The sequence below is a fragment of the Pseudomonas sp. GW456-E7 genome (assembly GCF_059424105.1).
In genome coordinates this window covers 14,917-41,739 of sequence record NZ_JBWKZB010000012.1, presented here as the reverse complement: position 1 = coordinate 41,739, position 26,823 = coordinate 14,917, and the positions used below count along the sequence as shown (strand labels likewise).

Below are 26,823 nucleotides of genomic sequence, written 5' to 3'. Positions count from 1 at the left end.
GGCATTGAGTTTCTTTCAATTTCGCGTGGACACCGACATGACTCAACGTTGCAACTCCTACTACACCGCCACCCTCAACCAGGACACCGATTACCCGACGCTGCAAGGCCGGCACAAGGTTGACGTGGTGATCATCGGCGGCGGCTTCACCGGCGTGGCCACCGCCGTCGAGCTGGCGGAAAAAGGCCTGAAGGTCGCCATCGTCGAAAGCCACAAGATCGGCTGGGGCGCCACCGGGCGCAACGGCGGCCAGGTCACCGGCAGCTTGTCGGGCGACGAGGCCATGCGTAAACAGATGCGCCGCTCCATCGGCGACGAAGCCGACGATTTCATCTGGAACCTGCGCTGGCGCGGACACCAGATCATCCGGCAGCGCGTGGAAAAATACGGCATCGCCTGCGACCTCAAGCACGGCCACCTGCACGCCGCGTACAAACCCGTGCACATGGACGGCTTGCGCAGGGATTACGACGAGGCAGTGCGTCGTGGCATGGGCGACGAGGTCAGCCTGCTCGACCGCAGCCAGGTGCGCGACCTGCTGCAAAGCGACCTCTACCACGGCGCGATCAAGAACACCCGCAACATGCACCTGCACCCGCTCAACCTGTGCATCGGCGAGGCCCGCGCGGCCGAAAGCCTGGGTGCGTTGATCTTCGAAAACAGCGAAGTGCTGGAGATCATCCATGGCGATGGCCTTCACAAGAGCCCTGGCGTACGCACCGCCCACGGGCACATCGACGCCAACCAGGTGCTGCTGGCCGGCGACGTCTACCACAAGCTGGAACCGGGCAAGCTCAAGGGCAAGATTTTCCCGGCCATGGGCGGCATCGTCACCACCGCGCCGCTGGGCGAACTGGCCAGGCAGATCAACCCCGAAGACCTGGCGGTCTACGACTGCCGCTTCGTGCTCGATTACTACCGCCTCACCGCTGACGGTCGCCTGCTGTTCGGTGGCGGCGCCAACTACAGCGGCAAGGATTCACGGGACATCGCCGCCGAGCTGCGCCCGTGCATCGAGCAGACCTTCCCGGCGCTCAAAGGCGTGGCCATCGATTACCAGTGGAGCTGCGCGATGGGCATCGTGATCAACCGCATCCCGCAACTGGGCAAGCTGTCGGACAACGTCTGGTATTGCCAGGGCTACTCCGGCCACGGCATCGCCACCACCCACATCATGGGTGAAATCATGGGCCGCGCGATCACAGGACAAATGGAGCAGTTCGACACCTTCGCCGCCTGCCAGCACATCCGCGTGCCCATGGGCGACCTGCTGGGCAACCCGATGCTTGCCGCCGGGATGTGGTACTACCAGATGCTTGAGCGATTGCGCTGAGGTTATTGGCCAGAACATTCAACATGGATGTTGTTTGTACCGGCCTCTTCGCGGGCAAGCCCGCTCCCACAGGGATTTATGTCGACCACAAATTTTGAGGCTGACAAATAACCCTTGTGGGAGCGGGCTTGCTCGCGAAGAGGCCAGCACATTCAACACATCTACCAGCAAAAAAGGCTCAAGCCTGCTCCACCTCAACCCCCAACGCCCGGTAGTCCTCCACATTGCCAGACGCCACATGCCGCTCGGTGATCAGCGTGTGCACACGGTTGCAAGGCGCGACGACAAAGGGCTCCACCGCGCCCAGCTTATCGGCGGTGGTAACGGCAATCACATGGGACGCACAATCGAGCATCGCCTGCTTCACCGGCACTTCATCAAAGTGCAGTGAGCTCAAGCCCACCTGCGGGTGAATCGCGCAGACCCCGGTAAACAGCAGATCAGCCTTGATGCCCGCCAGCAGCCGCAGGGTTTCGTGGCCGCTGGCCGACATCGTCGCCGGGTTGAGCTGGCCGCCGGCCAGGATCACCTTGATGCCCTTGTATTCGGACAGGGTAATGGCCGTCATCGGCGATGCGGTGATCGCGGTGATGGCGATCTCCGACGGCAGCGAACGCGCGATCTGCAAGGTGGTGGTGCCCGAATCGAACACCACGATCTGACCGTCCTGCACCCGTTGCGCAGCCAGTCGCGCCAGATGGGTTTTCACCTCATCGGTTTCGCTGATCCGGGTGAAATAGTCCTTGCCCGTGTCTTTGGGCCGCGGCAACGCCCCGCCGTGCACCCGCTGTACCAGGCCGGCACTGGCCAGTTCCGCCAGATCGCGGCGGATGGTGTCTTCGGACACCGCGAAATGCTGGCTCAACTCCGAGGCCATGACCTTGCCGTCGCGTTCGAGGATCAACAGGATTTTTTGCCGGCGCACTGACGGCATTTCGGCAGCCGAATGGTTGTCTTGCATGTTTTTGCCCGTTTATGCGTGTAACTGCGTGTTGCACGAGAGTATCCGCAACCCCCGGCAAAAACAACGAACCGGCCCGGTATCATTTTTTTCGATCTTTCAAATCATTACAGCGAATTTTTTATTTCCCCGTGAGCTGTTCAAGATGGCGCCGTCGCTCATGTCCTGGATGGAAACCTCATGAATATCAATTTTGCCTTTGCCTGCATGATCGTGGTCTCGTTCACCATTGCGCTGGTACACGCCTGACCAAAAGGTCGTGAGGCGTCAAGATGTGCAAGGTCGCGGTAAAAGCCTGACAGATCAGGAAAATGCTCTATAACCAGTGGTGACACGATTTTCGATGCTGGGGAACTGGAAGGCTCCCTCGGAAGTTGATCTCTTAAAAAGTTGCGGACAATTGAGTGCCCGCCTGGAGACGCCACGATGAAACCCCTGAAAATAGCCGCCAGCGACGGCGCCGCCGCAAGCTTCAAGAACGCTCGGGAAGTGGTAGCGCTCAGCCAGACCGATTTCACCAACGTCGCGGTGGCGGTGGTGTCTGTCAATGACGTCATGGCCGGCGCCCTGGGTGCCATTCAGCGCACCGGTTTCGACATTCCGATTTTCCTGGTGGCCTCGCCGGATTCAGCCAACCGTCCCCGGGAAGTCTATAAGCACCTGACGGACGTGCTGCTGCAGGTGAACGGCATTTTCGATCTCACCCGCGCCAACGCCGAGTACCATGGCAACCAACTGGAAACAGCGGCCCGAGCCTATGAAGACAGCCTGCTGCCGCCATTCTTCGACTCACTGAAGAAGTACACCGAAGCGGCCAACGCGACCTTCGCCTGCCCCGGTCACCAGGGCGGCCAGTTCTTTCGCAAGCACCCGGCCGGCCGGCAGTTTTTCGACTTCTTCGGCGAGACGCTGTTTCGCGCCGACATGTGCAACGCCGACGTCAAGCTCGGTGACCTGCTGATCCACGAAGGCCCGGCGCTGCTGGCGCAGAAACACGCCGCGCAAGTGTTCAACGCCGACAAGACCTACTTCGTGCTCAACGGCACCTCGGCGTCGAACAAGGTGGTGACCAACGCCCTGCTGACCCCGGGCGACCTGGTGCTGTTCGACCGCAACAACCACAAGTCCAACCACCAGGGCGCGCTGCTGCAGGCCGGGGCTACGCCGGTGTATCTGGAAACCGCGCGCAACCCCTACGGCTTCATCGGCGGCATCGATGCCCACTGTTTCGAAGAAGACTACCTGCGCGAACTGATTGCCGAAGTCGCCCCGGACAAGGCCCAGCTGCCACGGCCATTCCGCCTGGCGATCATTCAGTTGGGCACCTATGACGGCACCGTGTACAACGCCCGGCAAGTGGTCGACCGCATCGGCAAGCTGTGTGACTACATCCTGTTCGACTCGGCGTGGGTCGGCTACGAGCAGTTCATCCCGATGATGAAAGACTGCTCGCCGCTGTTGCTCGACCTGAACGAGAACGACCCGGGCATCTTCGTCACCCAATCGGTGCACAAACAGCAGGCCGGCTTTTCCCAGGCCTCCCAGGTGCACAAGAAAGACCGGCACATCAAGGGCCAGGCCCGCTATTGCAACCACCACCGGCTCAACAACGCCTTCATGGCCCAGGCCTCCACCAGCCCCTTCTACCCGCTGTTCGCCTCGCTGGATGTCAACGCGCGCATTCACTCCGGCCGCAGCGGCCTGCGCCTGTGGGAAGACTGCGTGAAGTTCGGCATCGAAGCGCGCAAGCTGATTCTCGAAGCCTGCACCATGGTCCGCCCGTTCGTGCCGGACACCATCGAAGGGCGCGCCTGGGAAGACTACCCAACGGAAGACATCGCCAACGACATCCGCTTCTTCGAGTTCCATCCCAAGGACCGCTGGCACGCCTTCGGTGGCTACGCCGAGAAACAGTACTTCATCGACCCGTGCAAATTGCTGTTCACCACGCCGGGCATCGACCCGGTGGACGGCAGCTACACCGACTTCGGCATTCACGCCGGCATCCTCGCCAACTTCCTGCGCGAGAACGGCATCGTCCCGGAAAAATGCGACCTCAACTCGATCCTGTTCCTGCTCACCCCGGCCGAAGACTGGGCGAAGATGACCCACCTGGCCGCCCAGATCGCCCGCTTCGAACGCTTCGTCAGCGACGATGCGCCGATGAGCCGGGTGCTGCCGGCCATCTACGCGCAGCATCAGGAGCGCTACCACAACTACAGCATTCGCCAGCTCTGCCAGGAAATGCACGACCTGTATCGCCACCACAACGTGCAGCAACTGCAGAAGGACATGTTCCGCAAGGAACACTTCCCGAAAAAGGCCATGAACCCGCAGCAAGCGCAAATCGAGTACATCCGCGGCAACGTCGAACTGGTGGCGCTGGCCGATGCCGACGGGCGTATCGCCGCTGAAGGTGCGCTGCCCTATCCACCGGGTGTGCTCTGCGTGGTGCCGGGTGAAATCTGGGGGGGCGCGGTGCTGAAGTACTTCCTGGCGCTGGAGGAAGGCATCAACCGCTTGCCCGGCTTCACGCCGGAGTTGCAAGGGGTGTACCTGAAGCAGGAAGGCGGTCGTACCCGGGCGTATGGGTATGTGATCAAGGCTTGATGGCATGCGGCAGGAGCTGGCGTGGGCCGGCTCCTGCTCAATGCATCGTTCTAGAATTTTTCCGCAATGTACTTGAACGGATAGTTCGGATCCCGATAGTTGCCAGGACTTTGGCGCTTGGGCAGTTTCACTTTCGCCCGCGGTACTTCCTCATAAGGGATGCTGCTCAGCACATCGCTGATGATGTTCAGTCGCGCCCGCCGCTTGTCATTCGAGTTGGCGACCCGCCAGGGGGCGAACTCGGTGTCGGTGGCCTCGAACATGTCGTCCCGGGCACGGGAGTAGTCGTACCAGCGGTTATAGGACTTGAGGTCCATCGGTGACAGCTTCCAGATCTTGCGCCCGTCGGTGATGCGCGCCTTGAGGCGTCGGGTCTGCTCCTCCGGGCTCACTTCAAGCCAGTACTTGATCAGGATGATTCCCGATTCAACCAGTGCATGCTCGACGCGCGGCGCCACGGTGAGAAATGAGCGCACCTGCTCTTCGCTGCAAAACCCCATGACCCGCTCGACACCGGCGCGGTTGTACCAACTGCGATCGAAGATCACCACTTCACCGGCCGCCGGCATGTGCGGCAGATAGCGTTGCACATACATCTGGCTTTTTTCCCGATCGGTCGGTGCCGGCAACGCGATCACCCGGAACACCCGCGGACTGACCCGTTCGGTCAGTGCCTTGATGGTCCCGCCCTTGCCGGCGCCATCACGGCCCTCAAAGACGATGCAGACCTTGGCGCCCGAGTGCTGTACCCACTCCTGCAGCTTGACCATCTCGACATGCAGCCGTGCCAGCTCCTCGAGATACACCTTGTTCTTGAGCTTGCCGCTTTCAATCGGCTTGCTCTTCGTTGCCGTCTTCTTCTTTGCCATGCCCGTTACCTCCTCAAATGCGTCACACAGCGTCCGGGATACACCCGGCCGCGCTCATTCAGCGTCGACTGCGCTGGTAATGTTCAACCGCCTGTTCCAGGTTCAGGAACATGCGGGCCTCGCCCAACGTATGGCCCAGGGGTGCCTTGATGACCATGTCCCATACGCTCGGGCTCATACCCACCAGCCACAGTGAAATGCCCTTCTCGCTCATGCGCTGCTCGGCGCTGGTGAGCATTTTCAGGGCCGTGTATTCCAGGTCGAACACACTGCGCAGGTCCAGGACCACGACCCTGGGTGTCGCCGCATCGATCAGCGGCCGGATTTTCTCGGCGATGCGCTCGGCATTGGCGAAGAACACCCGCCCCTCGGGCCTGAGCAACAGCAGCCCGTCAAACTGTTCGTCATCTGCGTTATCGGTGGCCTGCGGGCGATAGACGTTGGTGCCGGGCTTGCGTGCAAGGACATGCACGGGCGGGTCCGAGAGCTGATAGGCCAGGGCCAGCAACGAGACGATGATCGCCACGACGATCCCTTGCAGCGTGCCCAGCAGCATCACGCCGATCATGGCCACCACGGCCCAGGCGAATTCGGTACGGCGAACCGACAGGATCTCGCGAAACTCCGCCGGCTCGATCAGGCCCACCGAATACACGATCACCACGGCGGCGAGCGTGGCATTGGGCATCAGGCCAATGAGCGGTGCCAGCAGCAGGCAAGTGCCCAATGCCAGTGCAGCGGTAATCAGTGCGGCCAGTTGCGAGCGGGCGCCGGCCAGGCGGTTGACCGCCGTTTGAGTGGTCCCGCCACCCGCGACCATGGCCCCGAGAAACGCACCGCCTATGTTGGCAACGCCAGTGGCCAGCAGCTCCCGATTCGGTTGTGGCGCAGGCTCGTCACTGCGGGCGAACGCACGTCCCGCGGCGATGGTTTCGGTGAAACTCATCAGCGCGATACCCATCGCCGAAGGCCACAGGGTTTCGGCCAGCGACCATAGCGGCAGGGTCGGCGCCGGCAACCCGATCGGCACCACGCCGACGGCGGACACACCAAAACTCTCCAGGCCAAGCAGGCTCATGCCGAGGATGCCCAGCGCCACCGCAATCAAGGGAGCGGGCAGTCGAGGGGTAAAGCGCTTCATGCCGACCAGCAGCAGTATCATGAACACCCCGACTGCCGCGGTCGGCAGCGAGGCATGAGGGATGCTCTGAACCGTAGCCACCAGGTTGTGCAGGAAGCCACCTTTGTCGATATGGGTGCCCAGCAGCTTGGGTAGCTGGTCGAGCACGATGACCACGCCAATGCCGGCCTTGAACCCCACCAGCACCGGTTCGGAAATGAAATTGGCGACGAAACCCAGGCGCAGCAACCCCGCGACGATCAGGATCGCACCCACCATCAACGCCAGCGTGGCGGAGCCCGCCAGCAGGGTCGCCGCATCGCCATCGGGGCTGATCTGGCCCAGTGCGGAACCGGCGAGAATGGCCAGGGTAGTCGTGGTGCTGACACTGAGCGGACGCGACGTGCCGAGCACGGCATAGATCACCATCGGCACCAGCACCGTGTACAGCCCGACCTGCACCGGCAGGCCGGCAATCGTGGCGTACGCCAGCGCCTTGGGAATGACCACGGCCGCTGCCGTCAGTCCGGCGACCACATCGCCCCGCAGCCAGTCCGGCCGATAGCTGCCGAGCCACTCCGGGATCAACAGGCTGCGCACAGTACCCCGCTGTGGAATGCCGGGGTTGCGCACTTGCGGATCGCTGCCTTGTTGATTCATCAGTCACTCCAGTCGCAAATCGTCCGTGCGGATGATGAGTGGGCTCAACTGACCGCACAATCCGTTAACTGCACGCGTAACCACTGCAAACCTTCATCGGCATCGAAGCGCGCGTGGCAGCAGGCAATCCGCGCAGGCTCGACTACAAATGTAGCCGGTTTGCACGGCTACGCCGCCACATGGCAGGGGAAGGAGACAGACGCCCCAGCATCTGCGCGCAAAAATGGAAAGCCTTATATGGACGACGCCATGAAAGCGATTATTGAGCTATACCCGCTAATTCCCCCATTGCAGTTCTTCAACTCAGGAGTTTGGCAATGAAGCTCAAGACCTCTCTGGCAGCACTCATGGTGGCGGCAAGCCTTTTCGGCTGCGCCACTTCCTCGCACCACGGCGTGAACGTCAACCTGGTCGCCACCCGGCAAAACGCCGGTCAGATCGGCACCGTCACCTTGACCGACTGGGACAAGAAAACCGGGCTCAGCTTCTTCATCAGCGGTGTTCCAACCGGGGGTACCCTGCCCCTGCGCCTTTACTCGTTCATCAATAACGGCACCTGCGAGCAACCCGGATCAGTCGCCTACGCGATGAACGACACCGTCAACACCGAACGCCAACCCATACGCGGCTGGTCCTTTACCCGAACCGCGCCCGTGCCGTTGCAAACCCTGGTTGACGGCAAATATTCGGTGGTCGTGCGAACGGCTCCGACCGATGGCAACGTCGATATCTTTTGCGGGGACATCAAGGCGACAGAGCCGGTGAAATAGCCCCGGCCAGTGCAGGCCAGCCCACGCCCCGGTACCGCTCGTGCCACCGGTTGTCCGGTGCGGGCGGTGGCGTCGGGTGATCTAAAACGGAGCTAGCAGCAACAATCGGTAACAAGCCTGTCATTACTCACTGATAACGTCCTGACGCTTTCCCGAACCGCATCCGCTCGATCTCCGATCGTCCGTTCCCTGTACCAGGGCTTTGCCCATCCGCTCAAGGTGACCCTTCAGGTGTACGCAAGCACGACGCGCAAGCAAATCATCATCAGGTCCAACGACATGAGCTGCGACGACTTCGGCGCGTTGTTCTCGAACCTGTTCGGCAACCTGTATGCCGACTCTCCGCCACCGCCGAAAAACGTCATCATCGGCGGGGTCTACGGCCGGCACGAAGGTGTCAGTTTTCGGCGCATGCACTATCGCGGCGACTTCACGGTGGACTTTCCCGCGCCCCTGGATGAAATCACTTTCGTCATTCCTACCGCCGGCAAGATCATCTTCAACCATGTCACCCAGTCGGTAGGTTTCGCGCAGATCGGCCTGGCGATCGACAAGGCCGAGGTACGCTCGGCGCGCTTTGTCGATAACCACGCACAGCACGGGATTTCGATCAGTCGTCGGCTGATCACCGAGCGCCTGTCGACGCTGCTGGGCAAACCCATTCTGCAAAAGGTGCAGTTCGAACCGGTGGTGGATCTGCAGGCATCGGCCTTGCAGGGCATCCGGGCATTGATCGACCTGGCCACGGGCAGCGAGTTCGACCTGCTGATCAACAGCGGTTCGCTGATGCCTTCGCGCCTTCGCGAAATGCTGGTCGATGCGGTGCTCGAAACCTGGCCGCACAACTTCACCGAGGCCCTCCGGCGCCCTTCCCCACTGATAGCGCCGCGGCATGTGAAGCTGGCCGTCGAGTACATCCAGGCGCACCCCGACCACCTGGCCAGCGGCACGGAGCTGGCGCAACTGACCCATGTCAGCCTGCGCGCCTTGCAGGAAGGTTTTCAGCGTTTCATGGGCACTTCGATCGTTGCCTATCAGCGCCAGGTACGCCTGGAGCGCGCCTTTGCCGCGCTGTCCCAGGGGGCGGCGCCGTCGGTGACAGACGTGGCCTTGCAATACGGCTTCAGCAACGTCGGGCGGTTTTGCCAGTATTTCCAGAGCGCCTACGGCATCAGTCCTGCAGACGTGAGGAAGGGTGTGCGAACGCGGCCGATGGATTCAGCAATGCTCTGAACCCTCGGGGATTCAGGTATGGCAATGAACCCATGTGGGAGCGAGCCTGCTCGCGATGGCGGTGCGTCAGTCACCCTGATGTTGAATGTGACGACGTATTCGCGAGCAGGCTCGCTCCCACATTGATCTCCAGTGAATGGCTTCCCGTCAGAACAGATAGCTGGCCTTCAGCCCGCCATTGAAGCCGTGGCTGTCGCCGCCACCGCTGGCGCCGATTTCCGCACCCACGCTCCATGGCCCAAGGTTGGCCATGACGTTGACGCCACCGGTGAACTGGTTACGGTTGTCGAAGGCGGCCTGTTGCTCAATGTCCAGGCCCAGCAGGTGCCCTTCGCTGTCGACTTCAGCGTCGCCCAGCACATGCTCGTAGCCCACTTGCACCCCCGGCACCAGTTGCCAGGCGCCCAGGTTGACCGGTGCAAAGGAGGCGTTGAGGTTGGCCACCGCGCTCTTGCGGGTCTCGTGGATACCTTCGACGTCCAGCGCCAGCTCACTGCCTTTTTCCTGGAAGCCCGACAGATTGACGTGACTGATCCGCACACCGAGGCTTGGCTCGAGGGTCACGCCGTTCACCGGAACACGGTAGCCCACGGCCAGGGTCGCGCCGGTGAGGTTGCCATGGCTGTCGCCCTTGGCGGTGCCCAGGCCGCCGCCGAGTTCGCGCTTGCTCTCGTAATCGAGATAACCGGCACTGGCGTCGGCATCCACAAACAGGCCGCGCTCCAGACCGTTCGGTGCAAAGCGGGCACCCACGCTGAAGAAGGTCAGGTCGGTATCGGCCTCGCCACCGGCGCCACCGACATTGCCGCGGCTGTAGCCGAAGCCGGCATGGGCGCTGAGCTGTTCGGAAAAGCGCTGGGTCAGGCCAATCATCAGGCCCTGGCTATGCTCGTTGCTGCTGGAGGCCTGAGACGAGCCGTCGGTGCCCAGATACCCCGCCAGGGCGGTGCTCCACAGGCGATATTGCCCGGTCTTGAGGTCGGTGCCGCTGGTGAAGGGCGCAGCGGCCTGGTCGATCATCGCGCCCTGGCGCAGCAGATAACTGGCAGCGTCGGCATGCACCTGGCCGCCAACGGTGGACTCGACGCCGCCGAGGCTGCGCGCATCGATGGCCGATTGCAGGTAGTAGTTGTAGGCGCTGTAGGTGCCCGACAGGTTGCTGTTCTGCAGTTGTTGCAACAGCTGCGCGCCCGCCGCGGCGTTGCCGGCCAGGTCCGCCGCGCCCGGCAGGCTGTTGTAGAACACCATCTTGCCGCGCAGCACGTAAATGGTTTCCTGGGACAGGCCGAGGCCTTGCTTGAGGTAGTTGTCCATGGTGCCGTACTGCGCGGTCACCTGGTCCAGGCCGGCTTGCAGGTAGCTGGCCTCCACACCGATCAGCGGCCCATAGATGGTCGCCATGCCGGGCGGCATCGCCGCCAGGGTCGCCTTGATACGTGCGGCGGTGTAGTCGTTGGTCGCCAGGTAGTTGCTCATGATGGTGGCATCGTCGACCCCGGCGATGCTTTGCAGCACGGCGGCGGTCCAGCCCGTGCGGTCCTTGCCGGCGGTGCAATGGAACAGCGCGGCACCGTCGACCGAGGCCAGTTCATTGAACAGCTGGTTGAACTCGCTGCGCATGCCCGCGTTCCTGACGAAATCACGGTTGGTGTCCTGCATCATCGCGGTGGCTTCGGCGGCGCTGTGGAACGCGACGTTGGTGACGTTGGCGCCAGACGTGGAGCCGCCGATGATGTCGATGTTGCTGTAGGTCGCGCCCGTGGGCATCGTGTCGGGCGTGGCGGCGATCTCGGTGGGCGTGCGCAGGTCGTAGACTGCCTTGATGCCCTGGCTGTTGAGGGTCACCAGATCCGCCGCCGACGGGGTCAACGCGTTGGAGCGGTAAAACACCCCGCCACGCATCGTGCCGTCGTTGGCGGTGGTGTATGCCGTGGTGAGACCGGCGACATCGCGGAAATTGTCGATGCTCTTCAGGCGTGGGGTGTTGAGGGGAACAGTCTCGGCCGCCTGGGCGGCAGCGATGGACAGGCTCAAAACAGACAGCGAACACACAAGTCGTTGGAACACAGTGCAGCCTCATTGGAGTCACGTTGGGCTGACCAATATCTACATTGCGTTGACGCTGAACATGACAAATCGCCTGCAAACGCAAATCACTGCGCGATGTGTCCGGGTGGCTCGTTTTCTGTCCGTGCATGGCCCGGTGTGCGGCCAGCTTCAGTGCCGAAAACCCATGACAGGCCGGGTGGGAAATGTGCTGCGCAATGTCCGCCGATCAAATGCCGGACGCAAAAAACCCGCTTTTCAGCGGGTTTTTGGCTTTTCTGAAACGGCTCGCTACTGCTGTGAACTCAATGGGTTTTTTTCGAGGTCGACAGCCCGGCTTTACTCAAGCCTTTGGTGTTGTGCTCACCCGGCGTCGAGTCCGAAATGGCCCTGGCCTTGGAGAGGCCGCGAGTATCCTTGGAATGGGCGATGCCTGAGGTCGTGGTGCCATGACCGTTGTCATCGTTGCGCTCACTACCGTAGTGGTTGCCGCTCAGGCCATGGTCGCGCACGGATTTGCCGGCATGGTCGCTGTCCAGCCCGTTGCCGCGGCCGTTGCTGCCGGAGTGGCCTGTGCCGGCGTGTCCGCCACCCATGCCGCCGCCGTGACCTGCGCCGTTTCCGCCGCCGTGGCCTCCACCGTTTCCGCCGCCATTACCACCGCCGTTTCCACCGCCGCCGCCACCACCGTTTCCACCGCCACCGCCACCGCCGTCCTTCGCGTAGGCGGAACCCATGATCGACAGGCCATCAGGCAGCAAAGGGGCGGCTGCAAGCATCATGGCGCATGACATTACAGCAACGAGACTCTTGTTTTTGAAAAGCATGATTGCTTCCGTAGGTGGTTGATATCGCGTGACGTATGACGCGATATCCCTCAAACAGTTCCAGCCCGACGACAGGCGGCTGGAAGTCCACTCACACATCAATCGAACACACCGTTGAGAATTTCATAGACGAGCCCGGTGGCCAACGCGACCAGGATCAGATCCGTGCCGACTTGCTGCCATTCGTAACCGTCATAGTGGGGCAACCTGCCGACCAGCCGGCCATCCAGTTTTTTGGCAATGCCCGGTGGAAGCGGCTTGCCTCGGGCAAGGTTCTTTTGAATACCCGGTGGCAAGGCAGGCCCGGGGCTCCAGTAGCCCGTGCTGGCGCCAATGATCTCGAGCACGCTACTGCGATTGATGCTGGGACCATGACTCCAATCCCCGCCGCCGGAATTCTTGTTCTTGTTGCCATGACTGCCCTGGTTGCCCTGGTTGCCATGGCTGGCCTTGTTGTTGCCCTGGCCGTTTCCTGGATCAGCCAGTGCAGACACTGAGCCGCTGACCAGGGCCAGGCAGGTGATTGCTGCAATCAACGATCGAGACTTGATCATGAGTCGTTCCTTCATAGTGGGAATGTTCCCTAAAATTTAGACGCCATTTTCGATGTTGGTTCCATCGAGTCATCGAACGCAACTATCCGCTCACCCCGCTTGATACGTCGCAGATACTTCAATGCATGGCGCTGCTTCCCGTTTGTTACCTCAGCGCCGCAGTTGTCACTTCTGCGCCGCCGAACGGGCCAATAAAGTATGGCCGTCGGTGTGGAACAGGCTCGTCGACTTGTCGGCCCGCGCAAGCACCGATCCCCCCATCACGGAAGAGGTGAATCATGAGTTTCGTCAAAGTGGAAAAAAACCAGAGCAGCGCCCCGTCGGATGCCGACATGAAAAAAGCCATGGTCGAGTCGGGCGGCACGCCGGGCGAGGTCACCGGGACCAATGCCGCCCGCACCCTGACCTACATCGGCGTGGTCAATCACACGGTGTACGAGAACAAGCTGATCGAGATCGCCAAGGGCAAACGCACCAGCTGGAACTTCGTCTGGGCCGATGCCCGGGCCGCCTGAGGTCAAGGCGGGGCGGCCGATCGGCTGCCCCGCTGACCCGGCCCCTGATACAACCCCGATACCCGCTTGTAACACCAAGACACTTAGCCGCCCTGCCCCTCGACCCTAGAGTGAAGCCGTCAATGCACTGCAGCGCCAAGCGCCAGCAGCCCATTGCTTGCCCAACACACCACCAAGGAAGAGGGAAACCATGAGCAAATCAATCGCTGTCAGCCAACAGAGCCAGCAGCTTCACAATGATGTGCAAGAAGCCGTCAAGTCGATCATGGGTGCAACGCAACTGAAGGCGTCGGATTACGGCCGGGTACTGAGGTCGGCCCTGGCGGCTTCGCAAAAAACCGTCACCATCGAAATCGCCGCCGGCGACCTGGCGCAGCTGAAGAAGTCCGGCTACAAGCTGTGCTTTGCCAAGAAAGTGGGCACCGAAGACTACAACGTGGTCTGGCAGTCCTATGACGCTTACCTGAGCAACAACGAGTTCAGCTGGACGCCGCAGTATCAGCTGTTCGCCTCCAATGTGTTCAAGGAAAACGTGCAAGTCAGAGTCTCGACCAACATCGTCAACATTGGCCTGGGGCAAACTTCGACACTTGATGAACACGGCCTGCTGAGCCAGGCGGTAACCGGTGGCCCGGACATTTCCCTGACTTTCGTGAACGACTACGCGCCGATTCATCCGGGGGTCAACCAATTGTCCACCGGCATTGATGGCAATCAGGTCAGTACGCCAATCTACGTGGCCGTAAACCAGGTCGTCACCGGCAGTACCGCGCTGACGCCGGTGGAGACCATTCTCGTGTGGTTCGAACAGAACGTACAGACCAGCACCATGTTCAGTACCTCACGCTCCAAGGCGATCGAAATCGACCTGACGTTCGATAACACCGCAGGTCGCCTTTACGAAGGCGGTCAGTGGAAAACCGTGTAACCGTCATGCCAGGGCAACCTCGCGGTTGCCCTTTCACTTCTCTTTACCTGCCGTGGCGAAGTAGCCCGTCAGCGAGCGACAGATCGACTGCGCGAGATCCTCCTGGGTGGCGATGCCATAGGGTCGATCACGATCGAACTGCGCCGACCAGCGAATCCGCCCCTGCGCCACATCCACCAGGCGCAATGACGCGCGCACCCGCGAAGGCTCGACTCGCACGCTGCCCTCCAGGCAATAGCTGTAACGCCCGCCACGCTTGAAGTCCGCTATCGGCTCGCTGTTGCGTGCCACCCGCATCAACACATGATTGGTCCCGGTCTGCGCCTGCTCGAACGACTCGAACAGGCGGCAACTCAACTCCTCGCACAAGCCCCGGGCAAAGTCATTGCCATCGCGGGTGAGACAGGTAAACGGCTGGATCTGGACCACAGGATGGCGAGTGACGACGCTCTTGGGCCGCAGCCGCTGATAGGTCAAGCGATAACACCCGGGTGGAATGTTGAAGCGCACCGGGTCCTGCTGGCCGTTGCCGGCGTAATGCGCTGCGAGCTTGCGCCGCAAGCGTCCCACCTGCACCCGCACCACCGGATCGTCGCCGGTGCAATACACTGCCGGGTCACGACGAAACACCGCAATGCCGATGGCATGTTCGGTCAGCGGCGTTTTGCACGCCTGAAGGTCGTGCTCGACCAGAAAGCGCAACAGACTGCCCATGCGCCTGGACTTGGCAAACAACGGGCTGACCAGCAACAGCGCCAGCACCCGCTCGATTTCTTCCCGATCGAGCGGCTCGGGAAACCCCGCCGCCGTCGAATCGGCCATGCTCATGATCACCATCGCCTGCCTCCGTGCAGGTTGCCGACAGGAATGGATGTCGCACTCCGTGATTACCCTTGCAGCGTGAGCAGGAACGGGGCTCGGACACTGCAACGACCAAGCTTAGCAGCCGTGTTGATATCGGCAGGCAATTGCGATGATAGCAACCCGCCATCCGACGAACGTTCAATCTTGACGTCTGAAAAACTTGTAGGACTTGCCTCTCTGTGGCGAGGGAGCTTGCTCCCGCCGGGCTGCGAAGCGGCCCTCATTCCTTGCAACTCATTTCCTCAGACACATCGCAGTGCCCGGTTTTACGGCGGCGGAGCCGCCGAACGGGAGCGAGCTCCCTCGCCACAGGGGGTATTTGGCGTCCTACAGGTCGGTTGCAGCGCTGGAAATCGACGCCTAATGTGCGCCCGTCGCTGACTTGAATTGGCGACAGGGTTTCGCAGCCCTGTAGAAGATGGCACACCGCTAAATGACAACTGTGGCAAAATTTGCCGCCGTTTCGTTTTATGGCGGCTGTGTGTGGGAGACCTTCGGGTCTGCCGGGCTTCACTCTTCTCCGGTCTGCGAACCCGCACATAGCTGCCACCCATTTGTTTCGCAGCAAAAGGTGGCACTTCATGATCCCTTGAAGAGTTCTACCTTATGACAATGCAAAACCCGCCCCGCCGCTTCACCCCCATGAAACAAATCGCCACCAGCTACCCCGTCCTCCTCATCGACAGCGACGCGCCCTTGCGCGAACTCCACAATTGCGTCGCCGAACGCCTCAACGCCGTCCTGCAATACCTCAACCTCATGGCCTGCACCAGCCTCCCCGACTACGCCGAAAACGACATCAACACCGTCAGCAACATTTCGCGGATTCTGCTGCAGGATGTGCGGGATGTGTTTGGGGTAATCGAGCAGCGGGGATTTGAGGCACCAAAGCGCTGATCATCTTCGGACAACAAAAAACCGCGTAACCGCGGTTTTTTTTGTCGCTCCACTGCGCACTCTTCGCGGCTCTGGCTTGTCTCGAATAACTGAAACCGGGCCACGAAAATAACGCCGTTCGAATTACTCAGCCATGATCGCCTGGTACTGCTTCTGGTACTCCGCATAAGGGAGCTTTTGATCCATCAGTGCTTTCAGCCGTGCTTCCTTGTACTGCGCAGGCGTCAGCATTCCAACTGGTACAGACGTGCTTGTAGCAGCTGAAGCCTGGTTCGACGGTGTGATGTTACCAATGCATTGATATTTAACGATCATTTGGCCTGCGGTGCAGTTACCCCAACCATCCCGCGCTTGGCAATTCTGAGTTTGCCCGCCGAAAGGTTCTGCGCGTTCATAACCCCACACCGCACATTTGCTGTTTGCAATGGATACAGCTTGATTGTAATCAACGACCGGTGTCTCAAAAGGTTTGAAGTCGTAAGCCATATCAATCGAACCGTCCGCACGGCTACCGCCGGTTGCGTAGAAGTTTTTACGGGTGGAACAGCCTGTGACTACCACAGCCAGCATGACCAAAATAAGTAACTTACGCATTGATAAAATCCATTTGAGATTCAAGTGCCACAATGATGGCAATAGGCCTCATCTCTGTCTACACAAACGACAAATGAATGGACGAGCGATTCGGTTACCAAGACGGTTAATGACCAAAAACAGCCTGCCGGACTCAATAACTCGATACAAAAAGCCCGGCATAAGGCCGGGCACTTTTATGCAAACAGAGTCGTAACCTGACCGCCAGCCAGTTTGCCGCCACTGCCTTGCTCGCGAAAGCGGAGTGTCAGTCAACATTGATGTTGAAGCTAATGTCCCTTTCGCGAGCAAGCCCGCTCCCACAGGTTATGTGTGACCATGGCGCCAATGCGGGATCAGAAGTTCGCCGGGGTGTTGGCGCTGATGATTTCCGCTTCATCCGCCCCGATATTGCGAAACCGATGTGGCAAGGTCGTCGGGAAGTAATAACCATCCCCGGCGTTCAGCACGCTCACCTGGCCATCCACGGTCAACTCAACCGTACCCCGTGTTACCAGCCCACACTCCTCGCCTTCGGAATGCACGATCGGCTCTTCGCCCGAGCTTGCGCCCGGTGCGTATTGCTCGCGTAGCAGGCGCATCTGCCGGCTCGGTACGGACGCGCCGATCAGCAGCAGGCGCAGGCCATGGCGACCGAGGTCGGGCTGTTCGTTGGCGCGGAAGACGTACTGGTGTTCGCGGGGTGGCTGATCGAAGGTGAAGAAGTCGGCCAGGGACATGGGAATGCCCTCCAGCAGTTTCTTCAGGGAGCTGACGGAAGGACTGACCCGATTCTGTTCGATCAGGGAGATGGTTGCATTGGTGACGCCGCTACGCCGGGCCAGCTCGCGCTGGGACAGTTTGTAGCTTTCGCGTACTAATTTGAGTCGTGAGCCCGTGTCCATGACAGCCTTATGTGAGAACGACTTAAGGGTAATGGGGGTGGAAAACAGGCGCTGATCTTGCCGTTCTCCTGTCCCTGAACCGTGAAAGGCGGCTATTAAATCACGTTTGTGGGTGTTGCTGTAGGAGCTGCCGAAGGCTGCGATCTTTTGATCTTGAAAAGCAAGATCAAAAGATCGCAGCCTTCGGCAGCTCCTACAAAGGTTGCAGTTCTTGAAAAATCCGGCGGCATCCCTGGGGATGGCCGCCGGCGAGGTAAAGCTTAGATGCCGAAACGGTCGCGCAGGGAGTAGTACACGGCGCCCAGGGCGGTCAGCGGTGCCGAGAAGGTGCGCCCGCCGATCATCGGCATGTGCGGCAACGAGGCAAACGCGTCGAAACGCTCGGCGTCGCCACGGATCATTTCCGAGATCAGTTTGCCGGCCAGGTGCGAGCAGGTGACGCCGTGGCCGCTGTAGCCCTGCATGTAGTAGGCGTTTTTCTCGATACGACCGAATTGCGGCATGCGCGACATGGTCAGCAGGAAGTTGCCGGTCCAGCGGTAGTCGATCTTCACGTCCTTCAACTGCGGGAAGGTCTTGAGGATTTTCGGGCGAATCAGTTGCTCGATGTCGTCCGGTTCACGCGCACCGTAGACCACGCCACCGCCGTAAAGCAGGCGGTTGTCCGCGGTCAGGCGGTAGTAGTCGAGCAGGTAGTTGCAGTCTTCGACGCAGTAGTTGTTCTTGATCAGGCTGCGGGCCTGCTTTTCCGACAATGGCTCGGTGACGACGATCTGCGAACCGCACGGCATGCTCTTGCTGGTCACTCGGTTGTCCAGACCCTGCGGCAGGTAGGCGTTACCGGCGATCAGCAGGTACTTGGCCTTCACCACGCCTTTGGCAGTGCGCACGGTGATCGGCTCGCCATAGGTGATTTCCACCGCCGCCGATTGCTCGTAGATCTTGCCGCCCAGGCCGATGATCGCCGAGGCTTCGCCGAGGGCCAGGTTCAGCGGGTGAATGTGACCGCCCTGCATGTCCAGCAGGCCGCCGACGTACGCATCGGAACCCACTTCGCGCTTGATGTCGGCTTCGCCAAGCAGTGTCAGGTTCTTGTTGCCGTAACGTTCCCAGCTCTTCTTCTGCTCGGCCAGGCCCTTGAGTTGCTTCTTGTTCATCGCCGCGAAGATGCCGCCGGGACGGTAATCGCACTGGATGTCGTAGTGCTGTATGCGCTGACGAATGATGTCGGCGCCTTCGAAAATCATGCTGCCGAGCACTTCGGCGGTCTTGTCGCCATAGCGCTCTTCGATGACATCGACGTCGCGGCTGTAGGAGTTGACCAGTTGGCCGCCGTTGCGACCGCTGGCGCCGAAACCGACTTTGGCCGCTTCGAGCACGGTCACGCTGTAGCCCGCTTCGGCGAGGAACAGCGCCGAGGACAGGCCGGTGTAGCCGGCGCCGATCACGCAGACGTCACAGTCCACCGCCCCTTCCAGCACCGGGAAATCGCCGGTGAAGTTGCGGGTGGCGGCGTAGTAGCTGTTTACATGCTGTTGATTGCTGGAGCTGTGTTTCATAAATTTCTCCGATGGCCGCCGCAGGTTGCCGGCGACCGCCGCTTTATTGTTGTTAGAGCTTGATCCAGGTCGCTTTGAGCTCGGTGTACTTGTCGAACGCGTGCAGCGATTTGTCCCGCCCGTTACCCGACTGCTTGTACCCGCCGAACGGCGCGGTCATGTCGCCGCCGTCGTACTGGTTGACCCAGACGCTACCGGCACGCAAGCCACGGGCGAAGGTGTGGGCCTTGCTCAGGTTGCGGGTCCAGACGCCGGCGGCCAGGCCGAAGATGCTGTCGTTGGCAATCGCCAGGGCTTCTTCAGCAGTGTCGAAGGTGATGACCGACAGCACCGGACCGAAGATTTCTTCCCGGGCAATGGTCATGGCGTTGGTCACGCCGTCGAAAATCGTCGGTTCCACGTACTGGCCACCGGTGTCTTCGAGGGTGCGGCTGCCGCCGGCGATCAGTTCGGCGCCCTGCTCCTTGCCGATGCCGATGTAGCGCAGCACGTTATCCAGTTGACGCTGGTCGACGACCGCGCCAACGCTGGTCGCAGGATCGAGCGCGTGGCCCGGCTTCCAGGCTTGCAAGGCTTCTACCAGCAATGGAATGAACTGTTCGCGAATCGAACGCTCCACCAGCAGGCGCGAACCGGCGGTGCAGACTTCGCCCTGGTTGAAGGCGATGCCGCTGGCCGCGGCCTGTGCCGCCGCGCGCAGATCCGGTGCATCGGCGAACACCACGTTCGCGCTCTTGCCCCCGGCTTCGGCCCAGACGCGTTTCATGTTGCTTTGCCCGGCGTAGATCATCAGCTGCTTGGCAATCGCCGTGGAGCCGGTGAAGGCCAGCACGTCGACATCCATGTGCAATGCCAGCGCCTTGCCCACGGTGTGGCCGTAACCCGGCAGGACGTTGAACACGCCTTTCGGGATGCCGGCATCGAGTGCCAGCTGCGCGATGCGGATCGCGGTCAGCGGCGACTTTTCCGAAGGCTTGAGGATGAACGAGTTGCCCATCGCCAGGGCCGGGGCGAACTTCCAGCTGGCCATGATCAGCGGGAAGTTCCACGGCACGATGGCCGCGACCACGCCGGACGCTTCGCGCATCACTAGACCAAGCTGATCGTGGGGCGTGGCGGCGACTTCGTCGTAGATCTTGTCGATGGCTTCGGCGGTCCAGCGGATCGCGTTGGCGGTCGCCGGAATGTCGATGCTCATGGAGTCGCTGATCGGCTTGCCCATGTCGAGGGTTTCGAGCAGGGCCAGTTCTTCCTGGTTCGCCAGGATCAGGTCGGCGAAACGGATCAGGATGCGCTTGCGCTCGGCCGGGGCCAGGTTGGCCCACACACCGGATTCGAAAGTGCGGCGCGCGACGGCGACCGCCGCATTGGCGTCGGCTTCGTCGGTGCTGGCGACGTTCGCCAGGAAGCGGCCGTCCACGGGGCTGATGCATTCGAACGTGGCGCCACTGGCGGCCGCGCAGTATTGGCCGTCGATGAATGCGCGACCTTCAATGGAGAGGGACTGGAAGCGTTGCTCCCAATCGCTGCGAGTGTTTGTCATGGTTGTGACTCGATAAGTGATCGTCGGACTGATGCCATTCGGTCATGGATCAGATTGCCGCAGTACCTGTGGGAGCGAGCTTGCTCGCGATAGCGGTGCAACAGTCACTATTAATGTTGAATGTGACGGCCTCATCGCGAGCAAGCTCGCTCCCACAGGGGACTGGTGGTGTCACAGACTCTGTGTACACCCCCCATCCACGAGGCCGTTAAACGGTGTGCAAGTACCAGTTGTACTCAAGGTCGGAGATGGAATTCTCGAACTCGGCCAGCTCGCTTTCCTTGCACGCCACGAACACATCGATGTACATCGGGTCGATGTAGCGCGCCATGACTTCGCTGTCGTCCAGTTCGCGCAGGGCATCGCGCAGGTTGTTCGGCAGGCTCTGCTCGTTCTGTTCGTAGCTGTTGCCTTCCACCGGGGCGCCCGGCTCGATCTGGTTGGTCAGGCCGTGGTGCACGCCGGCCAATACCGAAGCCATCAACAGGTACGGGTTCGCGTCGGCACCGGCCACGCGGTGTTCGATGCGCACGGCGTCCTTCGAGCCGGTCGGTACGCGCACGGCCACGGTGCGGTTGTCGATGCCCCAGCTCGGCGAGTTCGGCACATAGAACTGCGCGCCGAAACGACGGTACGAGTTGACGTTCGGGCAGAGGAACGCCATCTGCGCCGGCAGGGTCTCGAGCACACCGCCGATCGCGTGTCGCAGCGCGGCGTTCTGCTCGGGATCCTCGCTGGCAAAGATGTTGTTGCCTTCTTTGTCGAGAATCGAAATGTGCACGTGCAGACCGTTGCCCGCCTGGCCCGGATACGGCTTGGCCATGAAGGTGGTGTCCATCTCGTGGTCGTAGGCGATGTTCTTCACCAGACGCTTGAGCAGGACCGCGTAGTCGCAGGCCTTGATCGGGTCAGCCACGTGATGCAGGTTGACTTCGAATTGCGCCGGGGCGCTTTCCTTGACGATGGCGTCAGCCGGGATGCCCTGCTCTTTAGCGCCTTCGAGGATGTCTTGCAGGCAGTCGACGTATTCGTCGAGGTCGTCGATCAGGTACACCTGGGTCGACATCGGACGCTTGCCGGATACCGGCGAACGTGGCGATTGCGGACGACCGTTCACGTTGTCCTGGTCGATCAGGTAGAACTCCAGTTCGAACGCGGCGCAGATGGTCAGGCCCATGTCGTCGAACTTGCGCACGACATTGGCCAGCACTTCACGCGGGTCGGCGAAAAATGGCTCGCCTTCGAGTTCGTGCATGGTCATCAGCAGTTGCGCAGTCGGGCGCTTCTGCCAGGGTTCGATGCTCAGGGTGCCCGGGATTGGGTAGCAGATCCGGTCGGAGTCGCCGATGTCCAGACCCAGGCCGGTGCTTTCCACCGTGGAGCCATTGATGTCCAGAGCAAACAGAGACGCCGGCAGGTTGATGCCTTTCTCGTAAACCTTATGAAGACTGGTGCGCTCGATGCGCTTGCCGCGCACCACACCGTTCATATCCGCAATCAGAAGGTCGACGTACAAAACCTCAGGATATTTCTTAAGGAATGCGTTTGCTTCGTTGAGTTGAACGGCACGCAGAGGGACCGACATGATGCACCTATTTTTTACTGTTAATTATTATGTTCACCGCCCTTTCACGAGCCCAGTCAATCCGAAAGGCAAAGTGAAGTCAATAGCGAACATCTGGCCTTTCAACGTTTATTTTCGGGCCTCTCAGAAGGACGAGAGTGCCAGATACGCCCTCAAACACGCATAAATCCTGAAGATCGGACGTGCGGCGTTTAGAATTTTTTACATGAGAGTTGTTAATTAAAATCAACAAGGCTAAGCTCCAGAAAAGCTCGTTCAAGTGTGAAACTTCGAGGTGATAAAAATGGCATTCAAGCCATTGATCGGCGTTACTGCGTGCGTCAAACAGATTGGCCTGCACCCCTACCACATCAGCGGCGACAAGTACTTGCGTGCTGTCAGCGTTGCAGCGCTGGGGCTGCCTGTCGTTATTCCTTCCTTAGGCGAACTGACCGAAATCGATGACCTGCTGCCGCAGCTCGACGGTCTGTTGCTGACCGGCTCGCCGTCGAACGTGGAACCCTTCCACTATCAAGGCCCCGACAGCGCCCCCGGTACGGAGCACGATCCGCAACGGGACCGCACCACCCTGCCACTGATCCGCGCAGCCATCGCTGCCGGCGTTCCGGTGCTCGGCATCTGCCGCGGCTTCCAGGAAATGAACGTGGCGTTCGGTGGCAGCCTGCATCAGAAAGTCCATGAACTTCCCGGCTTCCTCGACCACCGCGAGGCCAACCACCCGGACCTGGCCGTGCAATACGCTCCCGCCCATGCGGTGAATGTACAGCCCGGTGGTGTGTTCGAAGCCCTGGACCTGCCACCGGTGTTCCAAGTCAATTCGATTCACAGCCAGGGCATCGACCGCCTCGCGCCCGGCCTGCGTGCCGAAGCCGTCGCACCCGATGGCCTGATCGAGGCGATCTCGGTCGAGCACAGCCAGGCCTTCGCCCTCGGCGTGCAATGGCACCCGGAATGGCAGGTTCTGAACAACCCGCCTTACTTGAGTATTTTCCAGGCGTTCGGCGAAGCCTGCCGGCAACGGGCGGCGCTGCGTCACTCGAGCTGACGACCCGGCACCCACATTCAACGATTGACTGCCCAACGCGAGCGGGCGGGCGCTTTTGCGCGTCCCGTTCGCGGTAACAACACACTGCAATAACAACAAGTACGACCAGGCAGCCAGGATGGCGGCGCCGAATAAACCCGAGCGGTATGGGAGAGTTCGATCAACAAACGCAAATCCCTGTGGGAGCGAGCTTGCTCGCGATAGCGGTAGAACAGTCACCATCAATGTTGAATGTGGCTGCCTCATCGCGAGCAAGCTCGCTCCCACAGGGTCTGCGCTCTGACCGAAGTCCCCGATACGGGTTTGCAATCCACTATTAAGCCGGGCCGTGTTGGCCTGGCGACTGAAACCTGTTGGGAGTTTCACATGGCAAACGCCTCCAGCATTTACAGGAAGGCTATTGAAGGTCACCAGGCACCAAAAAAGGTCCTGGTGAAAGTCGATCGCGTCACCAAGAAATTCGACGAAACCACCGCAGTGGACGATGTGTCCCTGGAAATCCACCAGGGTGAAATCTTCGCCCTGCTCGGCGGTTCCGGCTCCGGCAAATCGACCCTGCTGCGCATGCTCGCCGGTTTCGAGCGCCCGACCGAAGGCCGGATTCTACTCGACGGTGTCGACATCACCGACATGCCGCCGTACGAACGACCGATCAACATGATGTTCCAGTCCTACGCCTTGTTCCCGCACATGACGGTGGCGCAGAACATCGCCTTCGGCCTCAAGCAGGACCGTTTGCCAGCGGCCGAGATCGAAGCCCGGGTGCAGGAAATGCTGCGCCTGGTGCACATGACCCAGTACGCCAAGCGCAAGCCGCACCAACTGTCCGGCGGCCAGCGTCAGCGCGTGGCCCTGGCCCGTTCCCTGGCCAAGCGTCCGAAGCTGCTGCTGCTCGACGAACCGATGGGCGCCCTGGATAAAAAGCTGCGCTCGCAAATGCAGCTGGAGCTGGTGGAAATCATCGAGCGCGTGGGCGTGACCTGCGTGATGGTGACCCACGACCAGGAAGAGGCCATGACCATGGCCCAGCGCATCGCGATCATGCACCTGGGCTGGATCGCCCAGATCGGCAGCCCGGTCGACATCTATGAAGCACCGGTCAGCCGCATGGTCTGCGAATTCATCGGCAACGTGAACGCTTTCGACGGCACCGTGGTGGAAGACCTGGAAGGTCACGCGATCATCCATAGCCCGGACCTGGAGCAGAAGATCTACGTCGGTCACGGCGTCAGCACCTCGGTGCAGGACAAGTCGATCACCTACGCGATCCGCCCGGAAAAACTGCTGGTCAGCACCGTCAAGCCGGACAACCGCTACAACTGGTCCAGCGGCAAGGTGCATGACATCGCCTACCTCGGCGGCCACTCGGTGTTCTACGTCGAGCTGCCTGGCGGCAAAATCGTCCAGTCGTTCATGGCCAACGCCGAACGCCGTGGTGCACGTCCGACCTGGGACGATCAGGTCTACGTGTGGTGGGAAGACGACAGCGGCGTGGTACTGCGCGCATGAAAACCTTCAATCAGCAATTTCTGAGACTGGTCCCCAGCGGGCGCAAGTTCGTCATCGGGATTCCATTCATCTGGCTGTTCCTGTTCTTCATGTTGCCGTTCTTCCTGGTGATGAAGATCAGCTTCTCGGAAGCGGCCCTGGCCATTCCGCCCTACTCGGAGATCTACACCTTCGCCGAGCAGAAATTCCAGCTGTTGCTCAACATCGGCAACTACACCTTGCTCGGCCAGGACGAGCTGTACCTCTCGGCTTATCTCGGTTCGTTGAAGGTCGCGCTGTTCAGCACCCTGATGTGCCTGGTGATCGGTTTCCCGATGGCCTACGCCATCACCAAGGCCAGCAAGGAAGCGCAGAACGTGCTGATGCTGCTGATCATGATGCCGACCTGGACCGCGATCCTGATCCGCGTGTATGCGTGGATGGGCATCCTCAGCAACAACGGCCTGCTCAACGGGTTCCTGATGTGGACCGGGCTGACGTCGCACCCGATCGAGATCCTCAACACCAACACGGCTGTTTATATCGGCGTGGTGTATGCGTACCTGCCGTTCATGGTGCTGCCGCTGTACGCCAACCTGGTCAAGCACGACCAGAGCCTGCTGGAAGCCGCGTCGGACCTGGGTTCGAGCACCTTCAACAGCTTCTGGAAAATCACCGTGCCGCTGGCCAAGAACGGCATCATCGCCGGCTGCATGCTGGTGTTCATTCCGGTGGTCGGTGAGTTCGTGATTCCGGAACTGCTCGGCGGTCCGGAAACCCTGATGATCGGCCGTGTGTTGTGGCAAGAGTTTTTCAACAACCGCGACTGGCCGGTGGCGTCTGCCCTGGCGGTGGTGATGCTGTTGATCCTGATTGTGCCGATTCTGCTGTTCAACCGCAGCCAGGCCAAAGAGATGGAGGCACGGGGATGAAACGCTTCGGATTTTCAAAGTTCATGCTGATTTTCGGCCTGTCGTTTATCTACCTGCCGATGCTGATCCTGGTGATCTACTCGTTCAATGCCTCGAAGCTGGTGACGGTGTGGGGTGGCTGGTCGTTCAAGTGGTACGCCGGCCTGCTCGACAACTCGCAATTGATGGGCTCGGTGGTGCGCTCGCTGGAGATCGCCTGCTACACCGCCATCGCGGCGGTGGCGCTGGGTACCCTGGCAGCGTTCGTGCTGACCCGCGTTACCCGCTTCAAGGGTCGCACCCTGTTCGGTGGCCTGGTCACCGCGCCACTGGTGATGCCTGAAGTGATCACCGGTCTGTCGCTGTTGCTGCTGTTCGTGGCCATGGCGCAGTTGATCGGCTGGCCGATGGAACGCGGCATCGTGACGATCTGGATCGCCCACACCACGTTTTGTGCCGCTTATGTGGCGGTGGTAGTCTCCGCCCGCCTTCGCGAACTGGACCTGTCCATCGAGGAAGCAGCCATGGACCTGGGCGCGAAACCGTTCAAGGTGTTTTTCCTGATCACCATCCCGATGATCGCGCCGTCGCTGGCAGCGGGCGGCATGATGTCGTTCGCCCTGTCGCTGGATGACCTGGTGCTGGCGAGCTTCGTCTCCGGCCCGGGTTCCACGACCCTGCCGATGGAAGTGTTCTCGGCGGTACGTCTGGGGGTGAAGCCCGAGATCAACGCCGTGGCCAGCCTGATCCTGTTGGCCGTGTCGATCGTGACCTTCATGGTCTGGTACTTCAGCCGCCGTGCCGAAGCCACCCGCAAACGCGCGATCCAGGAAGCCATGGACCAGACCGCCAGCGAATCCTGGCAACAACCGAAAAAGCAGATGGCGGCGGCCACCGCCTGATGCCGCCCCTGTAGGAGCGAGCTTGCTCGCGATGGACGTTAACGATGACGCGGGCTACCTGAATTAACGCGGCGTCCTTGAGTTTTTCGCGAGCAAGCTCGCTCCTACAAAGGAGCGCGCAAGCG

The 26,823-nt window shown here is 60.8% G+C and carries 23 protein-coding genes; 11 read left to right on the top strand and 12 right to left on the bottom strand.

Translation table 11 applies throughout. The features are described from left to right. Nucleotides 1-37 precede the first annotated feature (37 nt). Nucleotides 38-1,333 (top strand): NAD(P)/FAD-dependent oxidoreductase, encoded by a 1,296-nt coding sequence (locus AC07YV_RS10455; protein ID WP_102701241.1) that lies wholly within the window; start codon nucleotides 38-40, stop codon nucleotides 1,331-1,333. Between the two features lie 178 nt (nucleotides 1,334-1,511). Here the strand turns inward: AC07YV_RS10455 and AC07YV_RS10450 are convergent, their stop codons facing one another. Further along, the gene (locus AC07YV_RS10450; protein ID WP_102701240.1) at nucleotides 1,512-2,294 is read right to left on the bottom strand and encodes a DeoR/GlpR family DNA-binding transcription regulator; all 783 of its coding nucleotides are present in this window, start codon (nucleotides 2,292-2,294) and stop codon (nucleotides 1,512-1,514) included. Between the two features lie 426 nt (nucleotides 2,295-2,720). Here AC07YV_RS10450 and speF point away from each other — a divergent pair, with 426 nt between their 5' ends. After that, complete coding sequence (speF, locus tag AC07YV_RS10445; RefSeq protein WP_102701239.1) at nucleotides 2,721-4,904, top strand: ornithine decarboxylase SpeF; 2,184 nt, start codon at nucleotides 2,721-2,723, stop codon at nucleotides 4,902-4,904. 50 nt (nucleotides 4,905-4,954) lie between these two features. On the opposite strand, the gene ppk2 is transcribed toward speF, so the two are convergent. Next, the gene (gene ppk2 / locus AC07YV_RS10440; protein ID WP_102701238.1) at nucleotides 4,955-5,773 is read right to left on the bottom strand and encodes a polyphosphate kinase 2; all 819 of its coding nucleotides are present in this window, start codon (nucleotides 5,771-5,773) and stop codon (nucleotides 4,955-4,957) included. Nucleotides 5,774-5,831: 58 nt separating this feature from the next. After that, nucleotides 5,832-7,553 carry a SulP family inorganic anion transporter gene (locus tag AC07YV_RS10435; RefSeq protein ID WP_102701237.1) on the bottom strand — a complete coding sequence of 574 codons (1,722 nt, stop codon included), beginning with the start codon at nucleotides 7,551-7,553 and terminating at the stop codon, nucleotides 5,832-5,834. A gap of 317 nt (nucleotides 7,554-7,870) precedes the next feature. Between AC07YV_RS10435 and AC07YV_RS10430 the strand changes: the two genes are divergently transcribed. Both AC07YV_RS10430 and AC07YV_RS10425 read left to right on the top strand, forming a co-directional pair. Beyond that, nucleotides 7,871-8,323, top strand: a complete 453-nt coding sequence (locus AC07YV_RS10430; protein WP_007976006.1) for a hypothetical protein — start codon at nucleotides 7,871-7,873, stop codon at nucleotides 8,321-8,323. Nucleotides 8,324-8,602: 279 nt separating this feature from the next. Continuing rightward, a complete protein-coding gene (locus tag AC07YV_RS10425) occupies nucleotides 8,603-9,556 on the top strand; it encodes an AraC family transcriptional regulator (RefSeq protein ID WP_494990282.1) in 954 nt (317 codons plus the stop codon). Between the two features lie 147 nt (nucleotides 9,557-9,703). Here the strand turns inward: AC07YV_RS10425 and AC07YV_RS10420 are convergent, their stop codons facing one another. The 3 genes from AC07YV_RS10420 to AC07YV_RS10410 all read right to left on the bottom strand — a co-directional run bounded on the left by AC07YV_RS10420 (nucleotide 9,704) and on the right by AC07YV_RS10410 (nucleotide 12,983). Continuing rightward, a complete protein-coding gene (locus AC07YV_RS10420; RefSeq protein WP_102701235.1) occupies nucleotides 9,704-11,623 on the bottom strand; it encodes a tyrosine-protein phosphatase in 1,920 nt (639 codons plus the stop codon). A 284-nt stretch (nucleotides 11,624-11,907) separates the two neighbouring features. Beyond that, nucleotides 11,908-12,429, bottom strand: coding sequence for a hypothetical protein (locus AC07YV_RS10415; RefSeq protein ID WP_178085958.1), 522 nt, complete (start codon nucleotides 12,427-12,429; stop codon nucleotides 11,908-11,910). A 98-nt stretch (nucleotides 12,430-12,527) separates the two neighbouring features. Continuing rightward, nucleotides 12,528-12,983: an anti-virulence regulator CigR family protein gene (locus AC07YV_RS10410; RefSeq protein WP_102701233.1), complete on the bottom strand. Its 456-nt coding sequence runs from the start codon at nucleotides 12,981-12,983 to the stop codon at nucleotides 12,528-12,530. Nucleotides 12,984-13,261: 278 nt separating this feature from the next. Between AC07YV_RS10410 and AC07YV_RS10405 the strand changes: the two genes are divergently transcribed. Both AC07YV_RS10405 and AC07YV_RS10400 read left to right on the top strand, forming a co-directional pair. Further along, nucleotides 13,262-13,498: a hypothetical protein gene (locus AC07YV_RS10405; RefSeq protein ID WP_102701232.1), complete on the top strand. Its 237-nt coding sequence runs from the start codon at nucleotides 13,262-13,264 to the stop codon at nucleotides 13,496-13,498. A gap of 190 nt (nucleotides 13,499-13,688) precedes the next feature. Further along, nucleotides 13,689-14,426, top strand: coding sequence for a hypothetical protein (locus AC07YV_RS10400; RefSeq protein ID WP_102701231.1), 738 nt, complete (start codon nucleotides 13,689-13,691; stop codon nucleotides 14,424-14,426). A 33-nt stretch (nucleotides 14,427-14,459) separates the two neighbouring features. Here AC07YV_RS10400 and AC07YV_RS10395 read toward each other — a convergent pair whose 3' ends face one another. Next, a complete protein-coding gene (locus AC07YV_RS10395) occupies nucleotides 14,460-15,263 on the bottom strand; it encodes a hypothetical protein (RefSeq protein WP_102701230.1) in 804 nt (267 codons plus the stop codon). Between the two features lie 633 nt (nucleotides 15,264-15,896). On the opposite strand from AC07YV_RS10395, the gene AC07YV_RS10390 reads away from it, so the two are divergent. Then, entirely contained in the window at nucleotides 15,897-16,187 is a 291-nt protein-coding gene (locus AC07YV_RS10390) for a fructose-bisphosphate aldolase (RefSeq protein WP_102701229.1), read from the top strand. Nucleotides 16,188-16,310: 123 nt separating this feature from the next. Here the strand turns inward: AC07YV_RS10390 and yecR are convergent, their stop codons facing one another. The 5 genes from yecR to AC07YV_RS10365 form a co-directional block, all read right to left on the bottom strand. Continuing rightward, a complete protein-coding gene (gene yecR, locus AC07YV_RS10385; protein ID WP_102701228.1) occupies nucleotides 16,311-16,781 on the bottom strand; it encodes a YecR family lipoprotein in 471 nt (156 codons plus the stop codon). Between the two features lie 335 nt (nucleotides 16,782-17,116). Further along, on the bottom strand, nucleotides 17,117-17,665 hold the full coding sequence (locus tag AC07YV_RS10380) for a cupin domain-containing protein (RefSeq protein ID WP_007975263.1): 549 nt from the start codon (nucleotides 17,663-17,665) through the stop codon (nucleotides 17,117-17,119). Nucleotides 17,666-17,925: 260 nt separating this feature from the next. Further along, on the bottom strand, nucleotides 17,926-19,224 hold the full coding sequence (locus AC07YV_RS10375) for an NAD(P)/FAD-dependent oxidoreductase (protein ID WP_102701227.1): 1,299 nt from the start codon (nucleotides 19,222-19,224) through the stop codon (nucleotides 17,926-17,928). 52 nt (nucleotides 19,225-19,276) lie between these two features. Further along, nucleotides 19,277-20,767, bottom strand: a complete 1,491-nt coding sequence (locus AC07YV_RS10370; RefSeq protein ID WP_102701226.1) for an aldehyde dehydrogenase — start codon at nucleotides 20,765-20,767, stop codon at nucleotides 19,277-19,279. A gap of 208 nt (nucleotides 20,768-20,975) precedes the next feature. Further along, nucleotides 20,976-22,352, bottom strand: a complete 1,377-nt coding sequence (locus AC07YV_RS10365; RefSeq protein WP_102701225.1) for a glutamine synthetase family protein — start codon at nucleotides 22,350-22,352, stop codon at nucleotides 20,976-20,978. A gap of 283 nt (nucleotides 22,353-22,635) precedes the next feature. Here AC07YV_RS10365 and AC07YV_RS10360 point away from each other — a divergent pair, with 283 nt between their 5' ends. The 4 genes from AC07YV_RS10360 (at nucleotide 22,636) to AC07YV_RS10345 (ending at nucleotide 26,698) form a co-directional block, all read left to right on the top strand. Continuing rightward, on the top strand, nucleotides 22,636-23,397 hold the full coding sequence (locus AC07YV_RS10360; RefSeq protein WP_102701224.1) for a gamma-glutamyl-gamma-aminobutyrate hydrolase family protein: 762 nt from the start codon (nucleotides 22,636-22,638) through the stop codon (nucleotides 23,395-23,397). Nucleotides 23,398-23,763: 366 nt separating this feature from the next. After that, nucleotides 23,764-24,906 carry a polyamine ABC transporter ATP-binding protein gene (gene potA / locus AC07YV_RS10355; protein ID WP_007982155.1) on the top strand — a complete coding sequence of 381 codons (1,143 nt, stop codon included), beginning with the start codon at nucleotides 23,764-23,766 and terminating at the stop codon, nucleotides 24,904-24,906. Next, nucleotides 24,903-25,817 carry an ABC transporter permease subunit gene (locus tag AC07YV_RS10350; protein ID WP_102701223.1) on the top strand — a complete coding sequence of 305 codons (915 nt, stop codon included), beginning with the start codon at nucleotides 24,903-24,905 and terminating at the stop codon, nucleotides 25,815-25,817. The genes potA and AC07YV_RS10350 overlap by 4 nt, the downstream gene beginning before the upstream one ends. After that, nucleotides 25,814-26,698: an ABC transporter permease subunit gene (locus AC07YV_RS10345; protein WP_015095584.1), complete on the top strand. Its 885-nt coding sequence runs from the start codon at nucleotides 25,814-25,816 to the stop codon at nucleotides 26,696-26,698. The genes AC07YV_RS10350 and AC07YV_RS10345 overlap by 4 nt, the downstream gene beginning before the upstream one ends. The last annotated feature ends 125 nt before the right edge of the window (nucleotides 26,699-26,823 follow it).